This window comes from Roseateles aquae (genome assembly GCF_032337115.1).
Lineage (GTDB): Bacteria > Pseudomonadota > Gammaproteobacteria > Burkholderiales > Burkholderiaceae_C > Roseateles_C > Roseateles_C aquae.
On record NZ_JAVXZY010000010.1, the window covers coordinates 24974 to 48919 of the forward strand.

Annotated in this window: 23 protein-coding genes; 6 read left to right on the forward strand and 17 right to left on the reverse strand. The window is 65.4% G+C overall.

The window, feature by feature from the left end; translation table 11 throughout:
• Positions 1-39: 39 nt before the first annotated feature.
• Positions 40-225, forward strand: coding sequence for a hypothetical protein (locus RQP53_RS20110; RefSeq protein ID WP_315652479.1), 186 nt, complete (start codon positions 40-42; stop codon positions 223-225).
• Positions 226-238: 13 nt separating this feature from the next.
• Here RQP53_RS20110 and RQP53_RS20115 read toward each other — a convergent pair whose 3' ends face one another.
• Positions 239-1321 carry a hypothetical protein gene (locus RQP53_RS20115; RefSeq protein ID WP_315652480.1) on the reverse strand — a complete coding sequence of 361 codons (1083 nt, stop codon included), beginning with the start codon at positions 1319-1321 and terminating at the stop codon, positions 239-241.
• A gap of 127 nt (positions 1322-1448) precedes the next feature.
• Here RQP53_RS20115 and RQP53_RS20120 point away from each other — a divergent pair, with 127 nt between their 5' ends.
• Complete coding sequence (locus tag RQP53_RS20120; RefSeq protein WP_315652481.1) at positions 1449-2429, forward strand: helix-turn-helix transcriptional regulator; 981 nt, start codon at positions 1449-1451, stop codon at positions 2427-2429.
• A gap of 18 nt (positions 2430-2447) precedes the next feature.
• Here the strand turns inward: RQP53_RS20120 and RQP53_RS20125 are convergent, their stop codons facing one another.
• Together RQP53_RS20125 and RQP53_RS20130 are read right to left on the reverse strand one after the other, a co-directional pair.
• Entirely contained in the window at positions 2448-3038 is a 591-nt protein-coding gene (locus RQP53_RS20125) for a cob(I)yrinic acid a,c-diamide adenosyltransferase (protein WP_315652482.1), read from the reverse strand.
• An 88-nt stretch (positions 3039-3126) separates the two neighbouring features.
• Positions 3127-3360, reverse strand: coding sequence for a hypothetical protein (locus tag RQP53_RS20130; RefSeq protein ID WP_315652483.1), 234 nt, complete (start codon positions 3358-3360; stop codon positions 3127-3129).
• A gap of 148 nt (positions 3361-3508) precedes the next feature.
• On the opposite strand from RQP53_RS20130, the gene RQP53_RS20135 reads away from it, so the two are divergent.
• A complete protein-coding gene (locus RQP53_RS20135; RefSeq protein WP_315652484.1) occupies positions 3509-4927 on the forward strand; it encodes an FAD-binding oxidoreductase in 1419 nt (472 codons plus the stop codon).
• Between the two features lie 28 nt (positions 4928-4955).
• Here RQP53_RS20135 and RQP53_RS20140 read toward each other — a convergent pair whose 3' ends face one another.
• From RQP53_RS20140 to RQP53_RS20165, 6 genes are all read right to left on the reverse strand, one after another.
• Positions 4956-5963, reverse strand: a complete 1008-nt coding sequence (locus RQP53_RS20140) for a hypothetical protein (protein ID WP_315652485.1) — start codon at positions 5961-5963, stop codon at positions 4956-4958.
• 98 nt (positions 5964-6061) lie between these two features.
• Positions 6062-7660 (reverse strand): SpoVR family protein, encoded by a 1599-nt coding sequence (locus RQP53_RS20145; RefSeq protein WP_434064131.1) that lies wholly within the window; start codon positions 7658-7660, stop codon positions 6062-6064.
• Positions 7657-8940, reverse strand: coding sequence for a YeaH/YhbH family protein (locus RQP53_RS20150; protein WP_315652486.1), 1284 nt, complete (start codon positions 8938-8940; stop codon positions 7657-7659). Before RQP53_RS20150 ends, RQP53_RS20145 begins: the two co-directional genes overlap by 4 nt.
• A 124-nt stretch (positions 8941-9064) precedes the next feature.
• On the reverse strand, positions 9065-10987 hold the full coding sequence (locus tag RQP53_RS20155) for a PrkA family serine protein kinase (protein WP_315652487.1): 1923 nt from the start codon (positions 10985-10987) through the stop codon (positions 9065-9067).
• A 395-nt stretch (positions 10988-11382) separates the two neighbouring features.
• Positions 11383-12294 carry a ParB/RepB/Spo0J family partition protein gene (locus RQP53_RS20160; RefSeq protein ID WP_315652488.1) on the reverse strand — a complete coding sequence of 304 codons (912 nt, stop codon included), beginning with the start codon at positions 12292-12294 and terminating at the stop codon, positions 11383-11385.
• A 20-nt stretch (positions 12295-12314) separates the two neighbouring features.
• Positions 12315-12881, reverse strand: a complete 567-nt coding sequence (locus RQP53_RS20165; protein WP_315652489.1) for an RBBP9/YdeN family alpha/beta hydrolase — start codon at positions 12879-12881, stop codon at positions 12315-12317.
• Between the two features lie 47 nt (positions 12882-12928).
• Between RQP53_RS20165 and argC the strand changes: the two genes are divergently transcribed.
• Together argC and RQP53_RS20175 are read left to right on the forward strand one after the other, a co-directional pair.
• Complete coding sequence (gene argC, locus RQP53_RS20170) at positions 12929-13873, forward strand: N-acetyl-gamma-glutamyl-phosphate reductase (RefSeq protein ID WP_315652490.1); 945 nt, start codon at positions 12929-12931, stop codon at positions 13871-13873.
• A gap of 175 nt (positions 13874-14048) precedes the next feature.
• Positions 14049-14474, forward strand: coding sequence for a GNAT family N-acetyltransferase (locus RQP53_RS20175; protein WP_315652491.1), 426 nt, complete (start codon positions 14049-14051; stop codon positions 14472-14474).
• A 37-nt stretch (positions 14475-14511) separates the two neighbouring features.
• On the opposite strand, the gene RQP53_RS20180 is transcribed toward RQP53_RS20175, so the two are convergent.
• The 4 genes from RQP53_RS20180 to mnmG all read right to left on the reverse strand — a co-directional run bounded on the left by RQP53_RS20180 (position 14512) and on the right by mnmG (position 19017).
• Entirely contained in the window at positions 14512-15345 is an 834-nt protein-coding gene (locus RQP53_RS20180) for a GNAT family N-acetyltransferase (RefSeq protein ID WP_315652492.1), read from the reverse strand.
• A 26-nt stretch (positions 15346-15371) separates the two neighbouring features.
• Positions 15372-16145: a ParA family protein gene (locus RQP53_RS20185; RefSeq protein WP_315652493.1), complete on the reverse strand. Its 774-nt coding sequence runs from the start codon at positions 16143-16145 to the stop codon at positions 15372-15374.
• A gap of 158 nt (positions 16146-16303) precedes the next feature.
• The gene (gene rsmG, locus RQP53_RS20190; RefSeq protein WP_315652494.1) at positions 16304-16984 is read right to left on the reverse strand and encodes a 16S rRNA (guanine(527)-N(7))-methyltransferase RsmG; all 681 of its coding nucleotides are present in this window, start codon (positions 16982-16984) and stop codon (positions 16304-16306) included.
• A 47-nt stretch (positions 16985-17031) separates the two neighbouring features.
• Positions 17032-19017 (reverse strand): tRNA uridine-5-carboxymethylaminomethyl(34) synthesis enzyme MnmG, encoded by a 1986-nt coding sequence (mnmG, locus tag RQP53_RS20195; RefSeq protein WP_315652495.1) that lies wholly within the window; start codon positions 19015-19017, stop codon positions 17032-17034.
• Positions 19018-19142: 125 nt separating this feature from the next.
• Here mnmG and RQP53_RS20200 point away from each other — a divergent pair, with 125 nt between their 5' ends.
• Complete coding sequence (locus RQP53_RS20200; RefSeq protein WP_315652496.1) at positions 19143-19430, forward strand: YkgJ family cysteine cluster protein; 288 nt, start codon at positions 19143-19145, stop codon at positions 19428-19430.
• On the opposite strand, the gene RQP53_RS20205 is transcribed toward RQP53_RS20200, so the two are convergent.
• From RQP53_RS20205 to RQP53_RS20220, 4 genes are all read right to left on the reverse strand, one after another.
• Complete coding sequence (locus RQP53_RS20205) at positions 19419-21602, reverse strand: peptidase domain-containing ABC transporter (protein ID WP_315652497.1); 2184 nt, start codon at positions 21600-21602, stop codon at positions 19419-19421. The two genes, RQP53_RS20200 and RQP53_RS20205, sit on opposite strands and share 12 nt — an antisense overlap.
• Positions 21595-22755, reverse strand: coding sequence for an HlyD family secretion protein (locus tag RQP53_RS20210; RefSeq protein ID WP_315652498.1), 1161 nt, complete (start codon positions 22753-22755; stop codon positions 21595-21597). Before RQP53_RS20210 ends, RQP53_RS20205 begins: the two co-directional genes overlap by 8 nt.
• A gap of 153 nt (positions 22756-22908) precedes the next feature.
• On the reverse strand, positions 22909-23079 hold the full coding sequence (locus tag RQP53_RS20215) for a hypothetical protein (RefSeq protein WP_315652499.1): 171 nt from the start codon (positions 23077-23079) through the stop codon (positions 22909-22911).
• Between the two features lie 97 nt (positions 23080-23176).
• Entirely contained in the window at positions 23177-23905 is a 729-nt protein-coding gene (locus RQP53_RS20220) for a helix-turn-helix transcriptional regulator (RefSeq protein WP_315652500.1), read from the reverse strand.
• Positions 23906-23946 lie beyond the last annotated feature (41 nt).

A 23946-nucleotide genomic window follows, 5' to 3' on the forward strand; every position in this document is an offset into this window, starting at 1 on the left:
CCCGTCATGGGCAGTTTCGATCAGTCAATTTCCAAGAGCATGTGGCGCGTCGTGTTCTACGAACGACGCAATAACCGGGTGCAACTGGACAAGACCGGCCCCTGGCTGCCGCAGCGACAACTCGCGATGGATTGGGCGCAGTGGTTCTCCGCCCAGGGCTATTTCGTGGCCTTGCAGCACCAGAGTGGTGAGCTGGAGCGGCTTTGCGAGGGGCTGCCCGGCTGAACTTCAGCGGGTCTCACGCGGCAGCCCGATAGCCGCCGCGTTCCAGCGCCCAGCCTTCGGTGGCCAGTTGCTGGCCATGTTGCTGCACATGGACCGGGCTGAGCCGCTTGGCGGCGGCGCGCTGCACCAGCGCTTCGGCCTGAGCGGCCGTCAGTTGCAAGGCGAACTTGGCCCAGCGCTTTTGCACCAGCTCGTGGCCCCAGGCGTCTTCCAGCGCCCAGCGGATTTCATGCATCTTGATCAGTTGCTGGGCCTGCAGCACCCGCGGCGCCAGCGCCAGCACGAAGCGGTTGAAATCGGCGCGCAGTGCATCGCTGGGCAGCAGCGCTTCCAGGCGAGCCAGGCGGGCGCTCCAGCCCGGCGTGGCCAGCTGACGCGTCACCAGTGCCTGCAAGGCCTGGATGGGGTTGAACAGGCGCAGGCGGTTGGGCGGCAGCACATGCAGCGGAATCGTGGCCGCTTCCTCATGAGGCAGCTCGGTGACAAAGCTGCACAGCACGGCAATGCGCTGCCAGGGCGCGGCCCCCAGGCCACCGATCTGGCGGAACGGCCCTTGCTCGACGCTGCGCGCGATCTCGCTGGCAGCGGCCCAGCCGTGGCCGGCCTTGACGGCATTGGCCTGCTGGCTCATCACGGCTAGGTTGCCGGCGGCATAGCCGGCGTCATTGCGCACCCTATCGATCGAATAGGCGTTGGGGTTCTGACGGTCCTGGCTCAGCGCCACACGGGTGATCGGGCAGTGCTCGGTGTCGAGCTGCTGCAGGTAGTTGGGCGTCAGCAAGGTGGTTTCAAAGCTGCGGCCGCGGGCCCAGGCATGGGTGCGCAGTTGCAGCCACAGCTGGGTGTGGCGGTGCGCTTTCAAGGTGCGGCGACCAAAGGTGGCCTGGCCCGCCTGCCAGCCCTGGCGCAGCGGCGAGGTGCTGAACAGATGCTCGACCGGGGGCGTCAGGCCATGGTGGGCATGATCCCAGCCCAGTTCGAAGCCGAGCGCGCTGTGGCCTGCGCCTTGCCCGGTGGACGGGCTGCTGTCGTCCATGCCGAGTTCAAGCTGGGCGGGGGCGAGCTGTTGAATTGCTGTTGCTGCGATCTGTGCCATGGTCGTGCTCCTGGATTGCGTCGGGAGGCCGCCATCAATTTGTCAGCGACCTTGTGGCACAGTGTCTGGCGCCAGTGGCTCAAGGGATGAGCCAGCTGGATCATTGGTGAAACCACGGGGGTGAGGCATGGACCGGACCGAGCGCTTCTACAAGATCGAAATGCTGATTCGCAGCCGCGAATGTGTCAGTTTTGCGACGCTGCTGGAGACGCTGGAGGTGTCGCCAGCCACCTTGAAGCGCGATCTGCAATACCTGCGCGAGCGCATGGATGCGCCGATCGAGTACGACGCCATGGCCAATGGCTATCGCTTCGGCCAGCAATGGAAGGGCCAGCGCCATGAGCTGCCCGGCGTCTGGTTCAACGAGAAGGAGCTGCATGCGCTGCTGACGATGAACCAGCTGATGTCCAGCCTCGACGAGAACGGCATCCTGACCCGCCATCTGCAGCCGATGATGGACAAGCTCAGCGGCATGCTGGGCTCCGACGAGGCCGAGAGCCGCGAGCTGACCCGGCGCGTCAAGCTGATCTCGACCGCCCGGCGCCGCGTACCCAGCGAGCATTTCGAGACGGTGGGCAGTGCCCTGGTCAAGCGCCAGCGCCTGCGTCTGCATTACCGCAAGCGTGCCCGCAACGGCTCTGCTGGCAGCTTGAGTGAGCGCCTGCTCTCACCGCAACGCCTGGTGCACTACCGCAATACCTGGTATCTCGATGCCTGGTGCCATCAGAGCGAGGGTCTGCGCCGCTTTGCGCTGGACGCGGTCGAGCAGGCCGAACTGCTCAATGAGAAGGCCAAGCCGGTGGCGGTGAAGCAGCTGGAGGCCGAGCTGGACCAGGGCTATGGCATCTTTGCCGGCGGCCAGGCGCAATGGGCGACGCTGGTGTTCAGCGCCGAGGCGGCCCAGTGGGTGTCGCGCGAGGAATGGCATGCCAGCCAGCGCAGCGAATGGCTGGACGATGGCCGTTGGCAGCTCGAAGTGCCCTTTGTCGACGCCACCGAGCTGTTGATGGATTTGCTGCGCCACGCCGGCGAGGTGCAGGTGCTTGCGCCGGCGGCCCTGCGCCGGGCCTATCAGCAGAAGCTGGAAAAGGCCTTGGCGCAGGCCTGAGGCGGGTGGGTACCCCGGTCAGGAGGCGTCGTCGTCGCTCTCATTGCGCTTCAAGCGCTCGCTGTGCCAATAGACGTCGTCGCCGCCCAGGCCGTCAAGATTGGCGCGGTTCAGCACGCGGGCCAGCACGAAGAGCAGGTCGGACAAGCGGTTCAGGTACTGGCGCGGCGCCGCATTGATGCTCTCGTGTGCCGCCAGCGTGACGACGGCGCGCTCGGCCCGCCGCGCCACCGTGCGGCAGACATGGGCGATGGCCGCGCTGCGCGTGCCGGCCGGCAGGATGAATTCCTTCAGCCGTGGCAGCTCGGCGTTATGGTCGGCCAGCGCCTGGTCCAGGCGCAGCACGGCGTCCATCTTCAGCAATTCGTAGCCGGGCATGCAGAGTTCGCCGCCGAGATTGAACAGCTCGTGCTGGATGGTGATCAGCAACTCGCGCACCGCCTCGGGCAGCGGTTCGGCCAGCAGCACGCCGAGGTTGGAATTCAGCTCATCGACGTCGCCCATGGCCTGCACGCGCAGGTGGTCCTTGGGCACGCGGCTGCCGTCACCGAGGCCGGTCGTGCCGTCGTCGCCGGTGCGGGTTGCGATTTGTGAGAGTCGGTTGGCCATCAGGCGCTCTGTGCAGGTGCTGGGAAGGCCCGCATCTTGCCTCAGAACGGAAGGCCCGCAGCGCAGCCCGGATGTTCCTCAGCAGACTTCAGCCACGCCGGCCACTGCGATGAAAGGGCGGCTTGTGGTTGGCTTGTTCCTTGGCATGCAGGGTGGCATCGCCCTTGCCGTGGCCATGTTCATGCCAGACCGGCGCACCTTTGTCGCTCGGGGGCTGGCTGAAAAGGCCGCGGAAGAACAGCTTGACCAAATCGAAGCGCAGCGCACCCAGCACGGCCAGCGCGAGGGCCAGCACCAGCAGCACGGTGGCGAGATCAGACATGGCACCCTCCTTGGCGTCTTGGTGATGGCTATGCTGGCACCGTGCGCCAGTCGATGCAAGGGGGAGGGGCGACCGATCCGCGCGGCATTTGCGCTGGCGCAGCTTCAGGCATCATTCACGCCAAACAGATCGCGACCAGGAGCCCGCCATGAATGCGCCAGACCCGCTGAATTTCGCAGCCCGGCGAGCCCTGCCCGAGGCCATGCTCGAGGCGCTGCGCCAGCGCTTCGGTGATCGCTGCTCGACGGCGCTGGCGGTGCGCGAGCAGCATGGGCGCGATGAGTCGCCGATCGACATGCCGCCGCCCGATGCGGTGCTGTTTGCCGAGAGCGAGGACGAGGTCTGCTTCGTGCTGGCGCTGGCCAGCGAGCATCGTGTGCCGGTGATTCCCTATGGTGTGGGCAGCTCGCTGGAAGGCCATCTGCTGGCGGTGCAGGGCGGGCTGAGCCTGGATGTCTCGCGGCTCAATCGCATTCTCAGCATCAATGCCGAGGACCTGACGGTAACGGTGCAGCCCGGCGTCACACGCCAGCAGCTGAACAACGAGATCCGCCACCAGGGCCTGTTCTTCCCCATCGATCCGGGAGCCGATGCCAGCCTGGGTGGCATGGCGGCCACCCGGGCCAGCGGTACCAATGCGGTTCGTTACGGCACCATGCGCGAGAACGTGCTGGGGCTCGCGGTGGTGACGGCCTGCGGCGAACGTGTGCGCACCGGCTCGCGGGCGAGGAAGAGCAGCGCCGGCTACGACCTGACACGGCTTTTCGTTGGCAGCGAGGGCACGCTGGGCGTGATCACTGAACTGACGCTGCGGCTGTATCCGCTGCCCGAGGCGGTGTCGGCCGCGGTCTGCTTCTTCCCCAGCATCGATGCGGCGGTGCAGGCGACGATACAGATCATCCAGATGGGCGTGCCGATCGCGCGCTGCGAACTGCTGGATGCTCATGCGATCCGCGCCGTCAACGCCCACGACAAGTTGGGTCTGCGCGAGGCGCCGATGCTGCTGATGGAATTCCACGGCTCGCCGGCCGGTGTGGCGGAGCAGGCGCAGACGGTGCAGGAGATTGCCCGCGACTGTGGCGGTGAGGATTTCGATTGGGCGACCACGCCCGAGGCCCGCAGCCGGCTCTGGACGGCGCGCCACCATGCCTATCTGTCGGCGCTGCAGACGAGGCCTGGCTGCCGCTGTGTCACCACCGACACCTGCGTGCCCATCTCACGGCTGGCGCAGAGCATCAATGAATCGGTGTGCGAGGTGGAGGAGGCCGGCATCCCCTACTTCATCGTTGGACATGTCGGTGACGGCAATTTCCACCTCGGCTACCTGATCGACCCACTGCAGCCGGCCGAACGCGAGACCGCCGAGCGGCTGAGCGCCCAGATGGTCGCCCGCGCCATTCGCCTGGGCGGCACCTGCACTGGCGAGCACGGTATCGGCCTGCACAAGCAGGCCTTTCTGATCGAGGAAGCAGGCGAGCCCGCCGTGGCGATGATGCGCAGCCTGAAGGCCGCGCTGGACCCGCTGAACATCATGAATCCGGGGAAGATCTTCAGCGGTCCGCGCTGAGGCAAGGCCGCCCGGCCTTGCCTGAGGCTCAGTTGGCGCTGTAGCTGACGTTGCTGCCGCTGTAGTTGGCGGTGACGGTGTAGTGCTTGCTCACGCCACCCTTGGCAAGCAGCACGTCATAGACCACGACGCTGCTGCTGCTGCTGAGCACCCTGATGGTGACGCTGTCAGCACCAGCGCTCAAGCTACCGCTGGAATTCAGCAGGGGTTTGCCGGTGCTTACTTGCCAGTTGCTGAAGCCGTAGTCGACATAGGACTTGCTGTCGGCCCAGTGAGCCGTGCGCACGCGGCTGCTGCTGATGCGGAAATTACTGCTGTCTGCGGCAGAGACGCCTTGCATGCCGAAATACTGGCTGCCATTGAAGGTCATGCTCAGCTGACCTTGCGCGTCGATCTCGAACAAGGCGATTGCCGTGATCGGTCCAATGGACTCCCCATTGGCGCTACCGCTGAGCTTGTCGAAGCTGAGCTGCAGCCGTGTGTTCGGACTGAGCAGCTGCGGATTGCTTACGGCGGTGAGAAAGTCCATCCGCATGCTGCCGTTGAGGCTGAAGGCCTCGCTGCCAACGCTGCCAACAAGATTGTTGAAGCTCATCTTGATGTAGCTGCCTGCCGGCAGGCTGCTGGCGTTGTTGTCGACATTGCTGTCGACCGTGATGCTGCCGGTGCAGCGCATGCCGGTGCTGGGCGGCAGGTCGGCACACTTGACCTCCTGGACAGCCAGGGCGTGGGCATTCGGGCTGGTGCCCGTGGGGCGGGTAAAGCTGTGGCCCCAGGGATTTCCAAACGGCAGGAAGGCGCTGCTGGGATCGTTGCTGCGCCGTGCCAGATCGGTGGCTGCGCTGCCGAGCGCCTTGACGCTGTCGATCGCATCACCACTGCTCTGCGCCAGGCTGGCAGCCTGCGAGGGGGGCGCTTGCAAAACCAAGGGTGCTGGTGTGGGGGGCAGCTCGGCCGTGGAGCCGCCGCCCCCTCCGCCGCAAGCGACGAGCGCAGCGCAGCTGCTCAACGCCATCAGTGAACGGGTTGTACGCATGGGGGTCCTCCTCCCAAAACACGGAGCCGCCATCTTAGGCAGTAGATGAGCCCCCTGTCGTACACCCAGATGGGGGAAACGGCAGTGATCAGCGCCAGTCAATGCACCGGTGCCGGCACATTCCACCGCTGCGTGATATCGCCTTTGGCGTTGACGCTTTCCAGGTGCACGCCAAAACCCCAGAGCCGGGCGACATGCTTGAGTACCTCTTGTGCGCTGTCGTGCAAGGGGCGGTCCTGGTGTTGGGTGTGGCGCAGGGTCAGCGAGCGGTCGCCGCGCAGATTGACGTTCCAGACCTGGATATTGGGTTCGCGGGTCGACAGATCGTACTGGCGCGACAAGGCCTCGCGCACATGCTGGTAGCCGGCCTCGTCGTGGATGGCCGAGATCAGGTAGTCCTTCTGCTTCTCGTCGTCGACGATGGAGAAGAGCCGGAACTCGCGCATCAGCCGTGGGCTCAGGTACTGGCCGATGAAGCTCTCATCCTTGAAGTTACGCATTGCATGGTTCAGCGTCGGCAGCCAGTCGGCGCCGGCGATCTCGGGGAACCAGCGCCGGTCTTCGTCGGTCGGGGCTTCGCAGATGCGCTTGATGTCGGTGTACATCGCAAAGCCCAGCGCATAGGGGTTCAGATTGGCCATAGGCTGCTGGGCGACGACATTGGTGTGCGACTTCAGCCACTCGATCATCATGCCGTCGGTCAGATAGCCGTCGTCATACATCTGGTTGAGCAGCCGGTGGTGCCAGAAGGTGGCCCAGCCCTCGTTCATCACCTGGGTCTGGCGCTGCGGATAGAAGTACTGGGCGATCTTGCGCACGATGCGAACGATCTCGCGCTGCCAGGGCTCCAACAGCGGCGCGTTCTTCTCGATGAAGTAGAGCAGGTTCTCCTGCGGCTCGTCGGGGAAGCGGCGGGCCTCGGCGGCCTCGGCCTCCTTGTCGGCGCGGCGGGGCAGGGTGCGCCAGAGGTCGTTGATCTGCTGCTGGGCGTAGTGCTCGCGATCCTTGTGGCGGGCCTTCTCTTCCGCCAGCGAGAGCTTGGCGGGGCGGCGGTAGCGGTCGACGCCGTGATTCATCAGTGCATGGCAGGAATCGAGCAGATGCTCGACCGCTTCCAGGCCATGGCGCTCCTCGCATTCAGCCACGTAGTTCTTGGCATAGACCAGGTAGTCGATGATGGACGAGGCGTCGGTCCACATCCGGAACAGGTAGTTGCCTTTGAAGAAGCTGTTGTGGCCGTAGCAGGCATGGGCGATCACCAGGGCCTGCATGGCCATGGTGTTTTCTTCCATCAGGTAGGCGATGCAGGGGTCGGAGTTGATGACGATCTCGTAGGCCAGCCCCATCTGGCCGCGCTTGTAGTTGCGCTCGGTGGCGATGAATTCCTTGCCATAGCTCCAGTGCCGGTAATTGACCGGCATGCCGACTGAGGCATAGGCGTCCATCATCTGCTCGGCGGTGATGATCTCGAGCTGGTTGGGGTAGGTGTCCAGGCCATAGCGTTCGGCGGTGGCGCGAATCACCTCGTGGTACTGGTCGATCAGCTCGAAGGTCCAGTCGCTGGGCGCGGGCAGTGGTGATGATGGGCGCTCTAGCAGCGGCTTCATCTGGCGCAGCGGCTCCGGCGTGCGGCGGCCGCCGTACTCCTGCTGATCGGGCGCACGGCCGATGTGGCGGCGGTTTTCGGGAGCGCTCATGTCTTGGCTCCTTCCTTCTTGAACAAATCGCGGAAGACCGGATAGATCTGCGACACCTCGATGGCCTTGCGCATCGCGAAGCGTGGCTCCTCGTCGGCCAGCTTGGCGTATTCCTCCCAGAGGTTCTGTTCCTGCTCGGCCACCTGTACATAGGCGAAGTAGCGGCACAGCGGCAGGATCTTGTCAGCCAGCAACTCGCGGCAGCGGCCGCTGTCGTGGTGCCAGTTGTCGCCATCGCTGGCCTGGGCGCCGTAGATGTTCCACTCGGTCGGCGAGTAGCGCTCGCGGATGATCTGCTCCATCAGCACCAGGGCTGAGGACACAACGGTGCCGCCCGTTTCGGTGGCGTGGAAGAAGTTCTGTTCGTCGACCTCCTGCGCCTGCGTGTGGTGGCGGATGAAGACGACCTCGATCTTCTCGTAGTGCCGGGTCAGGAACAGATAGAGCAGGATGAAAAAGCGCTTGGACAGGTCCTTGCGGCTCTCGTCCATCGAGCCCGACACATCCATCAGGCAGAACATCACCGCGCGCGTCGTCGGCACCGGGACCTTGACGCGGCTGCGGAAGCGCAGATCGATGGGGTCGAGAAAGGGGATGGCGCCGATGCGCTGCTTGAGCAGCAGGATGCGCGCCTCGGTCTCGGCCAGCATGGCCTTGACGTCGGGCTGGCTCTGATCCTCGCGGCGCAGCACGGCCAGGCGTTCCTCCAACTCGTGCAACTCACGCCGCTTGTCCATGCCCAGCGCGATGCGCCGGGCCAGTGCGCCGCGCATCGAGCGCACCACATGCAGATTGGTGGGCGTGCCGTCGCTGGTGTAGCCGGCCCGGTGGCTTTTCCACTCGGGCGTCTCGGCCAGCGTGGTGCGGGCCAGATTGGGCAGGGCCAGATCCTCGAAGAAGACCTCCATGAACTCTTCCTTGCTGAGGTGGAAGACGAAATCGTCCTCACCCTCGCCGGAATCGCTGGCCTGGCCGCCGCCGCCACCCTTGCCGCCGCCCTGCGGCGGCTTGGCGACGCGATCGCCCTTGACGTGCTCGGTATTGCCGGGGCGCACCACCTCACGCACACCGCCGTCGCCATGGCCGAAGACGGGCTCGTTCAAGTCCTTCTTGGGGATGTGCACATCCTCGCCGCGCTCCATATCGCGGATGCCGCGGCCATCCACCGCCCGCCGCACCGCCTCGCGGATCTGATCCTTGTGGCGGCGCAGAAAGCGCTCACGATTGCCAATCGACTTGTTCTTGCCCGAAAGCCGCCTGTCGATGATCTGCTGCAGCATGTACTGTCCTTCAGAAGCGACGCGCCACCTGGTCTTCCCGAGTGGAGTCCGAGGGTCCGGTTTGGCCGGCCCTACGGACGCGCCCCCTTCGAGGGGGCGCGCGCAGCGCGTAGGGGGTGGGCCATCAACTTGACTTGCGAACGCGCAGGTACCACTCGCACAGCAGGCGAACCTGCTTGGCCGTGTAGCCCTTGTCGACCATGCGCTGCACGAAGTTCTCGTGCTTCTTGGCCTCGTCGGCGCTGGCCTTGGCGTTGAAGCTGATCACTGGCAGCAATTCCTCGGTGTTGGAGAACATCTTCTTCTCGATCACCGTGCGCAGCTTCTCGTAACTCGTCCAGGCCGGGTTCTTGCCAGCGTTGTTGGCGCGGGCGCGCAGCACGAAGTTGACGATCTCGTTGCGGAAGTCCTTGGGGTTGCTGATGCCAGCCGGCTTCTCGATCTTCTCCAGCTCGGCATTCAGCGCCGAGCGGTCGAAGACCTCGCCGGTGTCGGTGTCGCGGTATTCCTGGTCCTGGATCCAGTAGTCGGCATAGGTGACGTAGCGGTCGAAGATGTTCTGGCCGTACTCGCTATAACTTTCCAGGTACGCGGTCTGGATTTCCTTGCCGATGAACTCGGCATAGCGCGGAGCCAGCGACTCCTTGATGAAGCCGATGTACTTTTCCTCGACCTCCTTGGGGAACTGCTCGCGCTCGATCTGCTGCTCCAGCACATACATCAGGTGCACCGGGTTGGCCGCCACCTCGCTGGAATCGAAGTTGAAGACCTTGGACAGGATCTTGTAGGCGAAGCGCGTGGAGATGCCACTCATGCCTTCGTCGACGCCGGCGTAGTCGCGGTACTCCTGGTAGCTCTTGGCGCGCGGATCGGTGTCCTTCAGGTTCTCGCCGTCGTAGATCTGCATCTTGGAATACAGCGAGGAGTTCTCGGGTTCCTTCAACCGCGTCAGCACGGCGAACTGGCTCATCATCTTCAGCGTGCCGGGGGCGCACTTGGCCTCGGCCAGCGAGGAGCCGCGGATCAGCTTCTCGTAGATCTTGACCTCCTCGCTGACGCGCAGGCAGTAGGGCACCTTGACGATGTAGATGCGGTCCAGGAAGGCCTCGTTGTTCTTGTTGTTGCGGAAGCTCTTCCACTCACTCTCGTTGCTATGCGCCAGCACGATGCCGTCAAACGGAATCGCGCCAAAGCCTTCGGTGCCCTTGAAATTGCCTTCCTGCGTGGCGGTCAGCAGCGGGTGCAGCACCTTGATCGGGGCCTTGAACATCTCGACGAACTCGAGCAGCCCTTGGTTGGCCAGACAGAGGCCGCCGGAGTAGCTGTAGGCATCGGGGTCGTCCTGGGCGTAGGTCTCGAGCTTGCGGATGTCGACCTTGCCGACCAGGCTGGAGATGTCCTGGTTGTTTTCGTCACCCGGCTCGGTCTTGGCCACGCCGATCTGCTTGAGCACGCTGGGGTAGCGCTTGACGACCTTGAACTTGCGAATGTCGCCGCCGAACTCGTCCAGCCGCTTGACCGCCCAGGGGCTGAGGATGCGGTTCAGGTATCGGCGCGGGATGCCGTATTCCTTCTCCAGCAGCGGTCCGTCTTCGAGTGGATCGAACAGGCCCAGCGGCGATTCATTGACCGGTGAGCCGGCCAACGCGTAGAAGGGCACCTGCTCCATCAGCAGCTTGAGGCGTTCGGCGATCGAGCTCTTGCCGCCGCCGACCGGGCCCAGCAGGTAGAGGATCTGCTTCTTTTCCTCCAGCCCTTGCGCGGCATGGCGGAAATAGCTGACCACCTGCTCGATCGCATCCTCCATGCCGTAGAACTCGGCGAAGGCGGGATAGATCTTGATCGTCTTGTTGGCGAACAGGCGCGACAGCCGGCTGTCATTGCGGGTGTCGACCGATTGCGGCTCGCCGATGGCCTTCAGCATCCGCTCCGCCGCGGTGGCGTAGGCAAGCGGGTTGCGCTTGCACTCGGCCAGATAGTCTTCGAGCGAAAGTTCCTCGACGCGGGTGCGTTCGTAGCGAGCGGCAAAGTTGCTGATCACGTCCATGCTGACCTCCTGTACAGGGTAGAGGCGCTGCCGGGCGCAAGCCATTCCGGCAACGACTGGGAAGTTCTGGCGACGTCCGCTTTGCGTCAGGCGCCATCAGAGCTTTCCGAGTTCAGTCCGCAATCCAAGCTTCGTTGATCGAGGGTGGGGCGATGACTTGAATAGCACCCCTCTAGCCCGCCAACAACTGCAATGCTTTGAGGCGATGCTACGCCTGTTGGCGAGGCCGTGCGAGGAGGCAAGAACTGACCCCGTGCAAGCGTGTGGAACTTGGCACAGATGCCGCCAAACACCCCCCGAATGAGCTAGTCTTACAGCTTGGCTGTCAGATGTGAGAAGACCACCGCGAGGGTGGTCTTCTTGTTTGGTGGGCGACGGATGGGACCGTGCTGGTCTTATTGCGGACCGCGCAGCTTGTCGATCAAGCCATTGAGCTCGTCCAGCGAACTGAACTGAATGCTCAGCTCGCCTTGTTCACCGCGCTTGGTGCGTTTCTTGACGCGGATCTCGACCTCGGCGGTCAGCAGGTCCGACAGCTCTTCTTCCAGCCGCAGCACATCGCGGCTCTTGTCGTTCTTGACGCGCAACAGCGGCGTTTGGCGGCCGGCGCCCTGGCGCTGCACCAGCTTCTCGGCATCGCGGACGCTGAGCTTCTTGGCAGCGATCTCGGTCGCGCAGGTGATCTGATGGGCGCCATCGAGCGACAGCAGCGCGCGCGCATGGCCCATGTCCAGATCGCCGGCCATCAGCATGTTCTGCACCGGGCTGGCCAGATTGAGCAGGCGCAGCAGATTGCTGGCGGCGCTGCGCGAACGACCCACTGCCTGCGCGGCCTGTTCGTGGGTCAGGCCGAACTCGTCGGTCAGGCGTTTCAGGCCCTGCGCTTCCTCGAGCGGGTTGAGATCTTCGCGCTGGATGTTCTCGATCAGCGCCATCGCGGCCGCGGCCTCGTCGGGCACGGCCTTGACCAGCACCGGCACCTCGCGCAGGCCGGCCAGCTTGGCGGCGCGGAAGCGGCGCTCGCCGGCGATGATTTCATAGCGTGCCTCGCCGTCCAGCGAGGCCTCGGGCTTGATTGGCCGCACCAGGATGGGCTGCATGATGCCCTGGCCCTTGATGCTCTCGGCCAGCTCGTACAGCGAGCCTTCGTCCATCCGTGTGCGCGGCTGGTACTTGCCGGCCTGCATCAGGCCCAGGCGCAGGGTGCTGGGTTCGCCATCGCGTTCGCTGGCGGGAGATTCGCTGACTTTGGGGCCGAGCAGGGCTTCGAGGCCCATGCCGAGACCCTTGGGTTTTTTCGTGACCATAGGGGCGCGATTGTCGCTGATCAGCTCAATTCGGCCAGCAGGGCCTGTCCCTCGGGCCAGCTGCCTAGGCCGGACGCGGTATTGAGATGGCCGCGTGGCCCGGCCAACACCAGCTGGGCGCCCCAGTCGGCGGCCATCTGGGCGGCTCGTTCGGGGGCACAAAAGGGGTCGTCACTGGAGACCACGGCAATGGCCGGGAAGGGCAGGCGGCTGCGCCGTATTGGGCGCCAGTTGTGCAGCTGCGGCGGCATGTCCTCGCGCTCGGTGTCGGGCGGGGCCACCAGCAGCGCGCCGGCCACGCGGGCGGTGTGGCGGCTGTGCTCGGCCCAGCTGGCCACCAGCTGGCAGCCCAGGCTGTGGGCGACCAGCAGCGCCGGGGTCTGCAGCAGCCGCGCATCGTTGAGCAAGACCTCGTCAAGCCGGGCCATCCAGTCGCCGCGGCGCGGCCAGTCCCAGTCGGATTGTTCGATGCGGCAATGACCGAGCTCGCGTTCCCAGCGGCTTTGCCAGTGTTCAGGATCGGAGTTCTGCCAACCTGGCAGCAGATAGACCGGGGGCGATGCAGGGGTGGAGGCGGGGCGGCTCATGCTTTGGCTTTATGCTTTCAGTCTTTGCGGATTTTGCTGGAGTTGAGATGAGCTACGCGGTATTTGTGGATGGCCAGGAAGGCACGACGGGGCTGCGCATTCATGAGTACCTGGCCGCGCGCCCCGATATCGAGGTGCTGCGCATCGATGCCGACAAGCGCAAGGACGCGGCCGAACGCGCCCGCCTGCTCAATGCGGCCGATGTGGCCTTTCTCTGCCTGCCCGACGCGGCTTCACGTGAAGCGGCGGCGATGATCAGCAATCCCAAGACCTGTCTGATCGATGCCAGCACCGCACACCGTACCGTGCCGGGCTGGACCTTCGGCCTGCCCGAGTTGTGCAAGGGTCAGCGCGAGGCGATCCGCGCGTCCAAGCGCATCGCCAATCCCGGCTGCCATGCCAGCGCCTTCATCCTGGCGCTGCGGCCGCTGGTCGATGCCGGTCTGCTGGGCGCCGACGCGCTGGTCACGGCCACCTCGATCACCGGTTATTCCGGCGGCGGCAAGAGCATGATTGCCCAGTACCAGGCCGGCGGCGACGCGCGCCTGGAGTCGCCGCGGCCCTATGCGCTGGGCCTGGCCCACAAGCACCTGCCCGAGATGATGGCGCACACCGGGCTGAAAAACGCACCGGTGTTCATGCCCATCGTTGGCAACTTCTACAAGGGCCTGGCGGTGACCGTGCCGCTGCCCCTGGCGCTGCTGCGCGCCGGCACCACGCCGGCGCAGGTGCGCGAGGCGCTGGCGGCGCACTACGAGGGTGAGCGCTTCATCCGCGTGATGCCGCTGCGCGATCCGGCCACGCTGGAAGAGGGCTTCTTCGATGTGCAGGCCTGCAACGACAGCAACCGGGTCGACCTGTTCGTGTTCGGCAGCGAGACACAGATCCTGGTGATGGCACGTCTGGACAACCTCGGCAAGGGCGCCAGCGGTGCCGCCGTGCAGGCGATGAATGTGCACCTGGGCGTTGAGGAAAGCCTGGGGTTGATTTGACCCACCCCCTACGCGCTACGCCGACCTTGCAGGCCGCGCCAAGCCAGAGGCTTGGCCCTTCGGCAGGCACAAACGGCTCGCCGTTTTTGTCCGGCCTCAGCCCCTCAAGGGGGCAACACCGGCCGCCCGGCAAAGCCGGATCGGCGGTGTTCGCGCGATCAGCCATGGAGTGCTGATGCAGGAGTGGAAACGGGATCAGGAGCTGGGCCCGGTAGACCTGGATGCCATCCGCGATGGCGTCCTTCTGCATGGCCGCCAGCAGGCCCAGGGCAGCGATGCTCAGGACATCGCCTGCGGCCTCTACGAAAACGGGCGGCTGATCGCCGGCGGCTGGGGCCGTACCGAGTTCCAGCGCCTCTACATCAGCTATTTGTGGGTGCGGCCCGAGCGCCGCGGTGAAGGGCTCGGTGGCGCCACGCTGCGCCAGCTGGAGGCACAGGCGCTCAGGCGCGGCTGTGTCGATGCCTTGATCGAGACCTTGCTGGACGATGCCGCGGCCCTTTATGAGCACCTCGGCTACGCCTGCATCGCCCATCTGCACGACTTTGTGCCGGGATTCACCCGCCACACCCTGCTGAAGGTCTGGAAGCCGCGCGACTGATTTGCGCTTGTCGTCGCTCGCCTGCTAAAGGGCAGATTCAGGCCAGTTCGGGCGTCGGGCTGCGGTAGTGGTAGCGGTAGGCCGTCTGGAAGCCCAGGCGGCGGTACAGGCGCAGCGCCGGCTCGTTGTTGACGCCCACCTGCAGATAGGCCTCTTGCGCGCCCTCAAGATGCGCCTGGGCCAAGAGGGCGCGGCACAGCGTCGTGGCATGGCCCTGGCCACGGAAGGCTGGCGGCGTGTTGATGTCGTAGAGGCCGACGATGTGGCCTTCGCGGGCGATCTGGCCGCAGGCCAGCAACTCCCAGCCGCGGATGGTGTTGCGATGCAGCAGAAAGCCTTGGTAGGGCACCGGCGAGGCACGCAGGCGCTCGGCATGGGCGGCGATCTCGCTGTCGCTGGCACCGCGCAGGGCCCCGGCGATGGCGGCGTAGTCCTCGGCCTCGGCCGCATGCAAGACCTGACCCCCGGGCATCGCCACGCTGTCGAAGCTGTCCAGCGAGGCCAGCACCATCACGTCTGCGGCATCGAAAGCGGGCCAGCCCAGGGCGGCCAGGCGCTCATCCAGATCGGCCGGCTGGCTGAAGGGGGTGAGGCGCACGACCAGCGGCAGACCGGCGGCGGCAAAGCTCTGGGCGCAGCGCTGCAGCAGTTCGGGCAGCGGCAATCGGCCCTCGGCCAGCGCATTGACGCAGCGCGAGCGCTTGGCCTGGCCGGGCGAGAGGCGGATCTGCCAGCCCTCGATGTCGGCCAGTTGGGGTGGGGCGGTGGCGTTCAGGCCGGCCGCTTCTGCACGGCGGGCCAGCGCTTGCAATGCAGGATCAAGCGGCAGGGTGCCGCTGGCCAGGCCATCAGGGGCTGCTGTGCTGCTCATGCTGGTTTGAGCCCCTGGTGCATTGCTCAGCCCATGCTGGCGATGCGCTTGACCATCTCGCGGGCGAATTCGACGAAGGACTGCGCGCCTTTTGACGACGGGTCGAAGACCACACCCGGCAGGCCATAGCTGGGCGCCTCGGCCAGGCGCACATTGCGCGGAATCACCGAGTCGAACACCTTGTCGCCGAAGTGCGCCTTCAGCTGTTCGCTGACCTGCTGCTGCAGCGTGATGCGCGGGTCGAACATCACACGCAGCAGGCCGATGATCTGCAGATCGGGGTTCAGATTGGCGTGCACCTGCTTGATCGTATTGACCAGGTCGGACAGGCCTTCCAGCGCGAAGTACTCGCACTGCATGGGCACGACCACGCCATGGGCGCTGCACAGGCCGTTCAGCGTCAGCATCGACAGCGAGGGCGGGCAGTCGATCAGCACGAAGTCGTACTCGTCGCGGACCTTGGCCAGCGCGGCTTTCAGGCGGCGTTCACGCCGCTCCAGCTCGACCAGTTCGACCTCGGCGCCCGCCAGCTCGCGGTTGGCGCCCAGCACGTCGTAGCCGACCTTTTCATTGCGCTGGCGCGCTTCGGCGACGCTGGCGGATTCCAGCAGCACGTCATAGACGCTCAGCTCCAAGGCGCGCTTGTCGATGCCCGAGCCCATGGTGGCATTGCCCTGCGGGTCCAGGTCGACCACCAGCACGCGTTGGCCGACCTTGGCCAGGCCGGCGGCGAGATTGACGGTGGTGGTGGTCTTGCCGACCCCGCCTTTTTGATTGGCAACGCAGAAGATCTTGGACATTTTGGCTCCCCCCCTACGCGCTGCGCGCGCCCCCTCAGGGGGCGAACTCGACAGCCCGGCAGAGCCGGTTCTGTGAGTTCCGCTGGGCTGGTGGTGTGTTCAGCAGAGCTTGTGTACTCGGGACGGTATCGTACTTGGGATGCCGTCCCGGCTTTAGCTTAATCGGCGGTTTTGATCCAGATGAGACAGCGCTGTGCGTCCAGGCCGGGCACCTGAAGTTGTTCCACGTGAAACACGGTGAGGTCCTGGGGCAGGGCGGCGATTTCCTCGTCGGGGTGCTGGCCCTTCATCGCCAACCAGATGGCTCCCGGCTTCAGGTGCTGGCGGGTCAGCGAGGTGAAGTCCAGCAGCGAGGCAAAGGCGCGCGAGGTGATCAGATCAAAGGGCGGCACCTGCAGTTCCTCAACGCGGGAGTGCAGGCCCTGCAGATTGGCGAGCCCCAACTCGGCGGCCACCTGCTTGATGAAGCTGGCCTTCTTGGCCACGGCATCGACACAGCTGACGCTGATGCCTGGCTCGCAAATCGCGACCACCACCCCGGGCAGGCCACCACCGCTGCCGACGTCCATCAGGCGGAATCCGGTGGCCTGGGCGCCCAGGCCGGCGTTATGACTGGCGATGTGCCGACGCAGCGCCGGCAGCAGGCTGAGGCTGTCGATCAGGTGCTGCACCAGCATGGCCTGCGGGTCGCGAACGGCGGTCAGGTTGTAGACCTTGTTCCATTTCTGGATCAGGCCTTGGTAGGCCAGCAGCTTGTCCAGTTGCTCGTCGCTCAGGGTCGGGCCCAGTTCGTTGGCCGCGGCGGCGAGGGTGGGGCGCAGGGAGGGGAGGTCGCTCATGGGTGGGGATTGTCGGGCCTGTGGCTTGAGGCAAGTGGTGATCGGGCTCAGGCTGCGGCGCCGCTGTCATCGTTGGCGGCGGCTTTGGTGGCGTGTTCGCCACCAAAGCCCTTGAAGCGGCCCTTCTTCAGGTGAACCAGCAGCAGCGAAATGGCCGCCGGGGTGACACCGGAGATCCGTGAGGCCTGGCCCAGGGTCTCGGGCTGGTGCTTGGCCAGCTTCTGCCGCACCTCGAAGGACAGTGCCTGCACCTGGCTGTAGTCCAGCTCGGCGGGCAGACGCAGGTTCTCAAAATGGGCGGCGCGGGCGACGTCTTCGCTTTGCTTGCTGATGTAGCCGGAGTATTTGATGGCGGTTTCGATCTGCTCGATGACCGCGCTGGCCAGGTCCTCACCCAGCTCCGCGTTCAAGGTTTCACGTGAAACACCGGACTCGGGGCGGGCGAGGCTGGCAACTTCGACCAAGGTGTCGAACTGCACGCCCGGGCGGCGCAGCAGGTCGATCAGCTTGTACTCCCGTTCCAGGGCCTTGCCGACCAGGCGTTCGGCGTCCACGGCGGCCAGGATGCCGGGATGCACCCAGGTCGACTTCAGCTTCTCTGTTTCACGTGAAACAGCGTCGCGCTTGCGGTTGAAGGCGGCCCAACGTTCATCGTCGACCAGACCCAGCTCGCGGCCCTTCTCGGTCAGGCGCATATCGGCGTTGTCTTCGCGCAGCTGCAGGCGGAACTCGGCGCGGCTGGTGAACATCCGATACGGCTCGGTCACGCCCTTGGTGATCAGGTCGTCAACCAGCACGCCAAGGTAGGCCTGGTCACGCGCCGGCAGCCAGGGCTCGCGTCCTTGCACCTGCAGCGCCGCATTCATGCCGGCAAACAGGCCTTGGGCGGCGGCCTCTTCATAGCCGGTCGTGCCATTGATCTGGCCGGCGAAGAACAGGCCGCCGATGGCGCGCGTTTCAAAGCTGGACTTCAGCTCGCGCGGGTCGAAGTAGTCGTACTCGATCGCATAGCCGGGGCGCAGGATGTGGGCATTCTCCAGGCCAGGGATGGAGCGCACGGCGGCCAGCTGGATGTCGAAGGGCAGCGAGGTCGAGATGCCGTTGGGGTAGAACTCGTGGGTCGTCAGACCCTCGGGTTCGAGAAAGATCTGGTGGCTGTCCTTGTCGGCAAAGCGGTTCACCTTGTCTTCGATGCTGGGGCAGTAGCGCGGCCCCACGCCTTCGATGACGCCGGTGAACATCGGGCTGCGGTCAAAGCCCGAGCGGATGATCTCGTGGGTGCGTGCCGAGGTGTGGGTGATCCAGCAGGGCAGCTGGCGCGGGTGCATGGCCGCCGAGCCGATGAAGCTGAACACCGGCACCGGCGACAGATCGCCCGGCTGTTCCTCGCAGCGCGAGAAGTCGATCGAGCGGCCATCGATGCGTGGCGGCGTGCCGGTCTTCAGCCGGCCCTGCGGCAGCTTCAGCTCCTTCAGCCGGGCCGACAGGCTGACGGCCGGCGGATCACCGGCGCGGCCGGCGCTGTAGTTCTGCAGGCCGATATGGATGCGGCCATCGAGGAAGGTGCCGGCGGTCAGCACGACGGCGCGGGCACGGAACTGCAGGCCGGACTGGGTGACCGCACCAATGACGCGATCGCCCTCAACCATCAGATCGTCCACCGCCTGCTGGAACAGCCAGAGATTGGGTTGGTTCTCCAAGCGATGGCGGATCGCCGCCTTGTAGAGCACGCGGTCGGCCTGGGCGCGGGTGGCGCGCACGGCCGGGCCCTTGGAGCCGTTGAGGATGCGGAACTGGATGCCGGCCTCGTCGGTGGCCAGTGCCATGGCGCCACCCAGCGCGTCGACCTCCTTGACCAGATGGCCCTTGCCAATGCCACCGATCGAGGGGTTGCAGCTCATCTGGCCCAGGGTCTCGATATTGTGGGTCAGCAGCAGCGTGGTCGCGCCCATGCGGGCGGCGGCGAGGGCGGCTTCGGTGCCGGCGTGGCCGCCACCGACGACGATGACATCGAATTCTTTGGGGTAGAGCATGGGTTTCACCCTGGATTGGAGGCGCCGTTCATCGCGCCGTTGGGCGCGGGGGCAAACCTTCGATTTTAAGTCTCGCCTGTGGATAAGTCACTGGCGGTCCTGGCTGGCCACGCGACAATTGGCGCATGAATTGCCGACCGCATTGCGCCGCCTGTTGCATCGCCCCTTCGATCAGCTCACCCATTCCGGGCATGCCGCTGATCAACGGGGTGTCCAAGCCGGCCGGTGTGCGCTGCATCCAGCTGGACGAGCAGGACCGCTGCAAGATCTTCGGCCAGCCCGAGCGCCCGGCCGTCTGCGGCTCGCTGCAGCCTTCGGAGCTGATGTGTGGTGAGAGCCGCGAGCAGGCGATGCGCTGGCTGGGCTGGATGGAGCGGGAGACGGCGCCTGAGCCGCCGGCCTCAAGCTTGTGACGACGACGGAGCCGGGGTCGGCGCTGGTGATGCCGGCACACTTCTCAGATCCTGTGCCACCCGCCCGCCTTGCAGCGTGATGACGCGCTGCGCCGATGCAATCGTCTCGGGCCGGTGGGCGATGACGATGCGGGTCAGCGGCAGCTGGCGCAGGCTGGCGTTGACCTGGCGCTCGCGCTCCACATCGAGCGCGCTGGTCGCCTCGTCGAGGAACAGGAACTGCGGTTTCTTGTAGAGCGCGCGCGCCAGCAGGATGCGCTGGCGCTGGCCGCCGGACAGGCTGCCACCCATATCGCCAACCAGGCTCTGGTAGCCCATGGGCATGGCGATGATGTCCTCGTGCACGCAGGCCAGCCGGGCGCATTCGGCCACCCAGTCGGCATCGGCCTCGGGGTCGAAGAAGCTGATGTTGTCGGCCAGGCTGCCGGCAAAGAGCTGGTCCTCCTGCATCACCGTGCCGATGCGATCGCGCCAGGCCTGCAGGCCCAGCTGGGGCAGGGGAATGCCGCCGATACGGATCTCGCCGGACTGCGGCTGCTGCACGCCCAGCATCAGCTTCAGCAGGGTGGTCTTGCCGCAGCCTGATGGCCCGACGATGGCGACCGATTCACCGGCCTCGACGCGCAGGCTGCAGCCGGCAATCACCTCGGGCTCGCCATCGGCGTAGCGGAAGTGCAGCTGGTCGAGTTCCAGGGCGTTGTCTGCCGGCGGCTTGCTGGCCTGTGGCGCGGCCAGCGGCTCGGGGGCGGTGCAGACGATGTCGGCCAGGCGCTCGCCCTGCAGGCGCAGCATGCGCAGCTCGATGCCCTTGTCGATCAGCGCGCTGATGCGTTGGCTGAACTGATCCTTGTAGGCCAGGAACGCGAACAGCATGCCGACGGAGAGTTCGCGGTCCAGCACCAGCGTGGCGCCCAGCCAGACGATGGCCACCCGCTCCAGGCCGAACAACAGCTTGTTGGCCACGCCCATGCCCAGCTCCAGGCGACGGCCGACCAGGCTGGCATTCATCTGCTCGACGACCAGATTGGCGTAACGGGCGCTGCGCAGGCCCTGGGCATTGAACAGCTTGATCGCCTGCGCACCACGTAACGATTCAAGGAAGTGGCTGTTCTGCTGCGCCTCGTGGACCAGCGCCTCTTCCTGCGCGGCCTTCAGCGGCTTGAAAAAGCCCCAGCGCAGGCCGCCGTAGGCCGCGACGGCCAGCAGCGCGACGGCCGCCAGCCGCGGGCTGTAGACCAGCATCATCGCCAGCGTGATCAGCACCATCACGCCATCAAGCAAGGCCTCGAGGAAGCTGGTGGTCAGTGAGCGCTGGATCAGCTGCACGCTGTTGAAGCGTGACCAGACGTCACCGATATGGCGCTTCTCGAACCAGGCCAGCGGCAGGCGCAGCAGATGGGTGAAGACGTGGCTCAGCCACTGCAGGTTCAGCGAGGCCGACAGCACCAGCAGGCTCCAGGAGCGCAGCGCGCCGATGGCCGCCGACAGCAGCACCAGCAGGCCGAAACCAAGGCCCAGGGTGACGAGCAGGTCGCGGTCAGCGCTGACGATGACGCCGTCCACCACCCACTGCAGCAGGAAGGGCGAGAGCAGGGCCAGCAGCTCCAGGCACAGCGCCAGCGCGAGGATCTGCGTCATCGAACGCTTGAGCCCGCGCACCGGGCCGAGCAGCTGGCGCCAGCGCAGCGGCGCGGCCTCGGCCTTGGGCAGGAAGTCGGCACCGGGGCGCATCTCCAGCGCCACGCCGGTGAAGTGGCGCGAGAGCTCGGCCAGCGGCAGCTCGCGAGCGCCATGGGCCGGGTCGTGAATCAAGGCCCGCTGGCCACGCACCTCACAGAGCACGACGAAGTGATTGAAGTCCCAGTGCAACACGCAGGGCAGTTCCATGCCGGCGAGGTGGGCTGGCTCGGCCCGCAAGGCGCGGCTGTGCAGGCCCAGCTGCGTGCCCATGCGCACCAGCTCGGCCATCGTCGCGCCCTTCAGCGACACCGAGAAGCGGCTGCGCAGCTCGGCCAGGCCGTGGCGTTGGCCATGGCTGCCGGCGATCATGGCCAGGCAGGCGAGGGCGCACTCGGCGGCCTCGGTCTGCAGCACCAGCGGCACGCGCGGGCGGGCTCGCCAGTGCAGATGCAGGCCTTGCAACAGCGAGGACGCAGAGGAGGGCTCAGACACGATGGGCCAGGCTCAGCAGCGGTTCAAAAATCCACTCGATCAACCGACGCCGCTCCAGCAGCACATCGGCCTCCAGCTGCATGCCGGGTGTGAGCGCCTGCTCTTGACCGTAGGCCTGCACCGTTTGCTTTTGCAGCGCCACGGTGATTCGATACAGGGGCTCGCTGCCGGCGCCCTGACTCAGTGCGGCAGGCAGACTCAACCCGGCCAGTTCGGTGGCTGGCAGCGGCGTGCGCGTGACCTGCAGCACCTCGCCGAACTGGTGGCCGAACTTTTGATAGGGGAAGGCCTGGTAGCGCAGCTGCACCTGCTGCTGCGCATGGACGAAGCCGATGGCGCTGGACGGCGCGTAAAGATGGGCCAGCATCCGGGTCTCGGCCGGCAGCAGATTGGCCAGCACCATGCCGGCGGGCACCGTCTGGCCGGGCTCGGCGAGCACGGTGCTGATCTGGCCATCGCTGGGCGCACGCAGCACCAGGCGGCGGCGCGACTCGGTCTCCAGGCCCAGCGCCTGCAGCGCGGCCAGATCTCGAGCCAGCTCGCCCTGCTGCACCTCGGCGCGCAGCGGCAACTCCGTGTATTGGGCTTGCAGGGCCAGCCACTCCCTGTGCAGCGTCTCGCGTTGTCGCGAAAGCGCCTGCAGCTGGGCCTGTAAACCCAACACCTCCTCCCGTTTGGTCTGTACCTGGGCGCTGGACACGAATTGATCGCGGGCCAACGCCTCCAAACGTTGCAAGGCCTGCTCAGTCAACGCCAAGCGTTCGGCCTGCAGGCGCGCTTCCTGTTGGAGCTGCGCCTCTTCTTCTTTCAATCCGGCCATCCGCCGCAGCAGGCCCTGAGCTTCCTGCTGCGTCAGCCGCTGTTGCTGTTGGACCGAATGGCCCAGGCTGCGCTCACGCTCGGCCAGATTGCGCTTCAGCCCTTCACCCAGCTGCTCAGCACTGCTGTCCAGCGCCAAGACAAACAGGATGTCGCCGGCCTTGACGCTCTGGCCTTCGCTGACCTGGCGCAGCAGCACCGTGCCACCCTGTGGCGGCGCAACACGAAGCACGCCACGATCCGGCACCAGATGCCCACTGACCCTGGCTTTGCGCGTGTACTGCGCCGTCGACAGAAAAGCCGCGACGCCCAGCACTGCACAGACGGCAGCCACCGTCAACAGCCGTGTCGATAGCGGCTGCAGCAAATGGATAGGCCCCAGCCACGCCTGACGGCGAGCGGCTAAGGCCTCGGGGCGGAATAGCATCAGTCAAACAGCGCATCGGCGCTGCGGCATAGGGCCGGCAGCGGGCGCTGTCCGATCAGCTTACCAAGTGCCCTTGGGCAACGTGATCGGATCGGCGGTTTGATTGAGTTGAGCAGGCGTGCCGTCTCCGCCGCCGACGAGCTTGAGTAGTTCGAGCGGCAGCGCTTGCGGACCAGCGAGCTGCTCAGCTTGTTCGGCAATGCTCTGAGTGAGGTTCTTGGTTGCGTCCATGGGATGCTCCGGTGAAGACAGTACCGATACACGGCGTTGGAGAAATTGGAGCAGGCGCCGTCACTTTTGCACACTGTCAGGTCTTACAGGGCGGGTTTCAGCGAATAAGACCCAGGCGCAGGGCCTTGAGCACTGCCTGATGCTTGTTATTGCATTCCAGCTTATGCATGGCGTTGTTCAAATGCAGAACGGCGGTACGTTCGCTGATGCTCAGGATCGTGCCAACCTCCCAAGCTGTCTTACCTTCCATCGTCCAGCGAAGGCACTCAAGCTCGCGAGGTGTCAGGCGTGCCCCGAACTGAGCCGCAGGCGACCCTTGGGGCGTGAACACATGCCAAGCAGATTCCTGTGCGTGAACCGCGAACAGCTGCAACTCAGCAACGATTTGAGTCAGGGAAGCTGGATCGCTTGGCAAGGCTTGGTCTCGGTCGACCCCCAAACAGAAGTGACGGCCTTCCGGTAGATGCAAAGCCAATGCGATGCCGGCACACAAACCAAACTTGGCCTGCTCCTCCCACAGTTCGCCCTGGCCGCAATCGACATAGGTTCGCTGGTTCCAAATGATGGGGAGGCTGTGTCGCTTGCAGTGCTGCATCACGGGGTCGACGCGCCCCATGCTCAGGTTCTTAAAGGTCTCGTGAAAATTGGACGGGGCGTTGTCGATCGAAATGAACTCCGAATCACCCAAGGCATGGTCAAACACGAGCATTGCAGTGACGGTACCAAAGCCCAAGCCATTGGCAAACCGAATGATCTCCTCCCGGAAATCACTCTGGTCTTGCACCCGCAGCACTGATTCGTAAGCCCCTTGCAGCATCGTCTTCATTCCATGGGCGTTTCATACGGCCGACGGGCTGTCGGCTCCAT

Excerpts from the sequence above, each read along its gene's own strand:
- mnmG (WP_315652495.1), bottom strand. The coding sequence starts at position 19,017 with ATGCTCTACCCCAAAGAATTCGATGTCATCGTCGTCGGTGGCGGCCAC.
- RQP53_RS20180 (WP_315652492.1), bottom strand. The coding sequence starts at position 15,345 with ATGAGCAGCACAGCAGCCCCTGATGGCCTGGCCAGCGGCACCCTGCCG.
- RQP53_RS20160 (WP_315652488.1), bottom strand. The coding sequence starts at position 12,294 with ATGGTCACGAAAAAACCCAAGGGTCTCGGCATGGGCCTCGAAGCCCTG.
- RQP53_RS20140 (WP_315652485.1), bottom strand. The coding sequence starts at position 5,963 with ATGCGTACAACCCGTTCACTGATGGCGTTGAGCAGCTGCGCTGCGCTC.
- RQP53_RS20220 (WP_315652500.1), bottom strand. The coding sequence starts at position 23,905 with ATGAAGACGATGCTGCAAGGGGCTTACGAATCAGTGCTGCGGGTGCAA.
- RQP53_RS20155 (WP_315652487.1), bottom strand. The coding sequence starts at position 10,987 with ATGGACGTGATCAGCAACTTTGCCGCTCGCTACGAACGCACCCGCGTC.
- RQP53_RS20175 (WP_315652491.1), top strand. The coding sequence starts at position 14,049 with ATGCAGGAGTGGAAACGGGATCAGGAGCTGGGCCCGGTAGACCTGGAT.
- RQP53_RS20150 (WP_315652486.1), bottom strand. The coding sequence starts at position 8,940 with ATGCTGCAGCAGATCATCGACAGGCGGCTTTCGGGCAAGAACAAGTCG.
- argC (WP_315652490.1), top strand. The coding sequence starts at position 12,929 with ATGAGCTACGCGGTATTTGTGGATGGCCAGGAAGGCACGACGGGGCTG.
- RQP53_RS20145 (WP_434064131.1), bottom strand. The coding sequence starts at position 7,660 with ATGAGCGCTCCCGAAAACCGCCGCCACATCGGCCGTGCGCCCGATCAG.
- RQP53_RS20120 (WP_315652481.1), top strand. The coding sequence starts at position 1,449 with ATGGACCGGACCGAGCGCTTCTACAAGATCGAAATGCTGATTCGCAGC.
- RQP53_RS20135 (WP_315652484.1), top strand. The coding sequence starts at position 3,509 with ATGAATGCGCCAGACCCGCTGAATTTCGCAGCCCGGCGAGCCCTGCCC.
- RQP53_RS20185 (WP_315652493.1), bottom strand. The coding sequence starts at position 16,145 with ATGTCCAAGATCTTCTGCGTTGCCAATCAAAAAGGCGGGGTCGGCAAG.
- rsmG (WP_315652494.1), bottom strand. The coding sequence starts at position 16,984 with ATGAGCGACCTCCCCTCCCTGCGCCCCACCCTCGCCGCCGCGGCCAAC.
- RQP53_RS20125 (WP_315652482.1), bottom strand. The coding sequence starts at position 3,038 with ATGGCCAACCGACTCTCACAAATCGCAACCCGCACCGGCGACGACGGC.
- RQP53_RS20115 (WP_315652480.1), bottom strand. The coding sequence starts at position 1,321 with ATGGCACAGATCGCAGCAACAGCAATTCAACAGCTCGCCCCCGCCCAG.
- RQP53_RS20110 (WP_315652479.1), top strand. The coding sequence starts at position 40 with ATGTGGCGCGTCGTGTTCTACGAACGACGCAATAACCGGGTGCAACTG.
- RQP53_RS20200 (WP_315652496.1), top strand. The coding sequence starts at position 19,143 with ATGAATTGCCGACCGCATTGCGCCGCCTGTTGCATCGCCCCTTCGATC.
- RQP53_RS20215 (WP_315652499.1), bottom strand. The coding sequence starts at position 23,079 with ATGGACGCAACCAAGAACCTCACTCAGAGCATTGCCGAACAAGCTGAG.
- RQP53_RS20130 (WP_315652483.1), bottom strand. The coding sequence starts at position 3,360 with ATGTCTGATCTCGCCACCGTGCTGCTGGTGCTGGCCCTCGCGCTGGCC.
- RQP53_RS20165 (WP_315652489.1), bottom strand. The coding sequence starts at position 12,881 with ATGAGCCGCCCCGCCTCCACCCCTGCATCGCCCCCGGTCTATCTGCTG.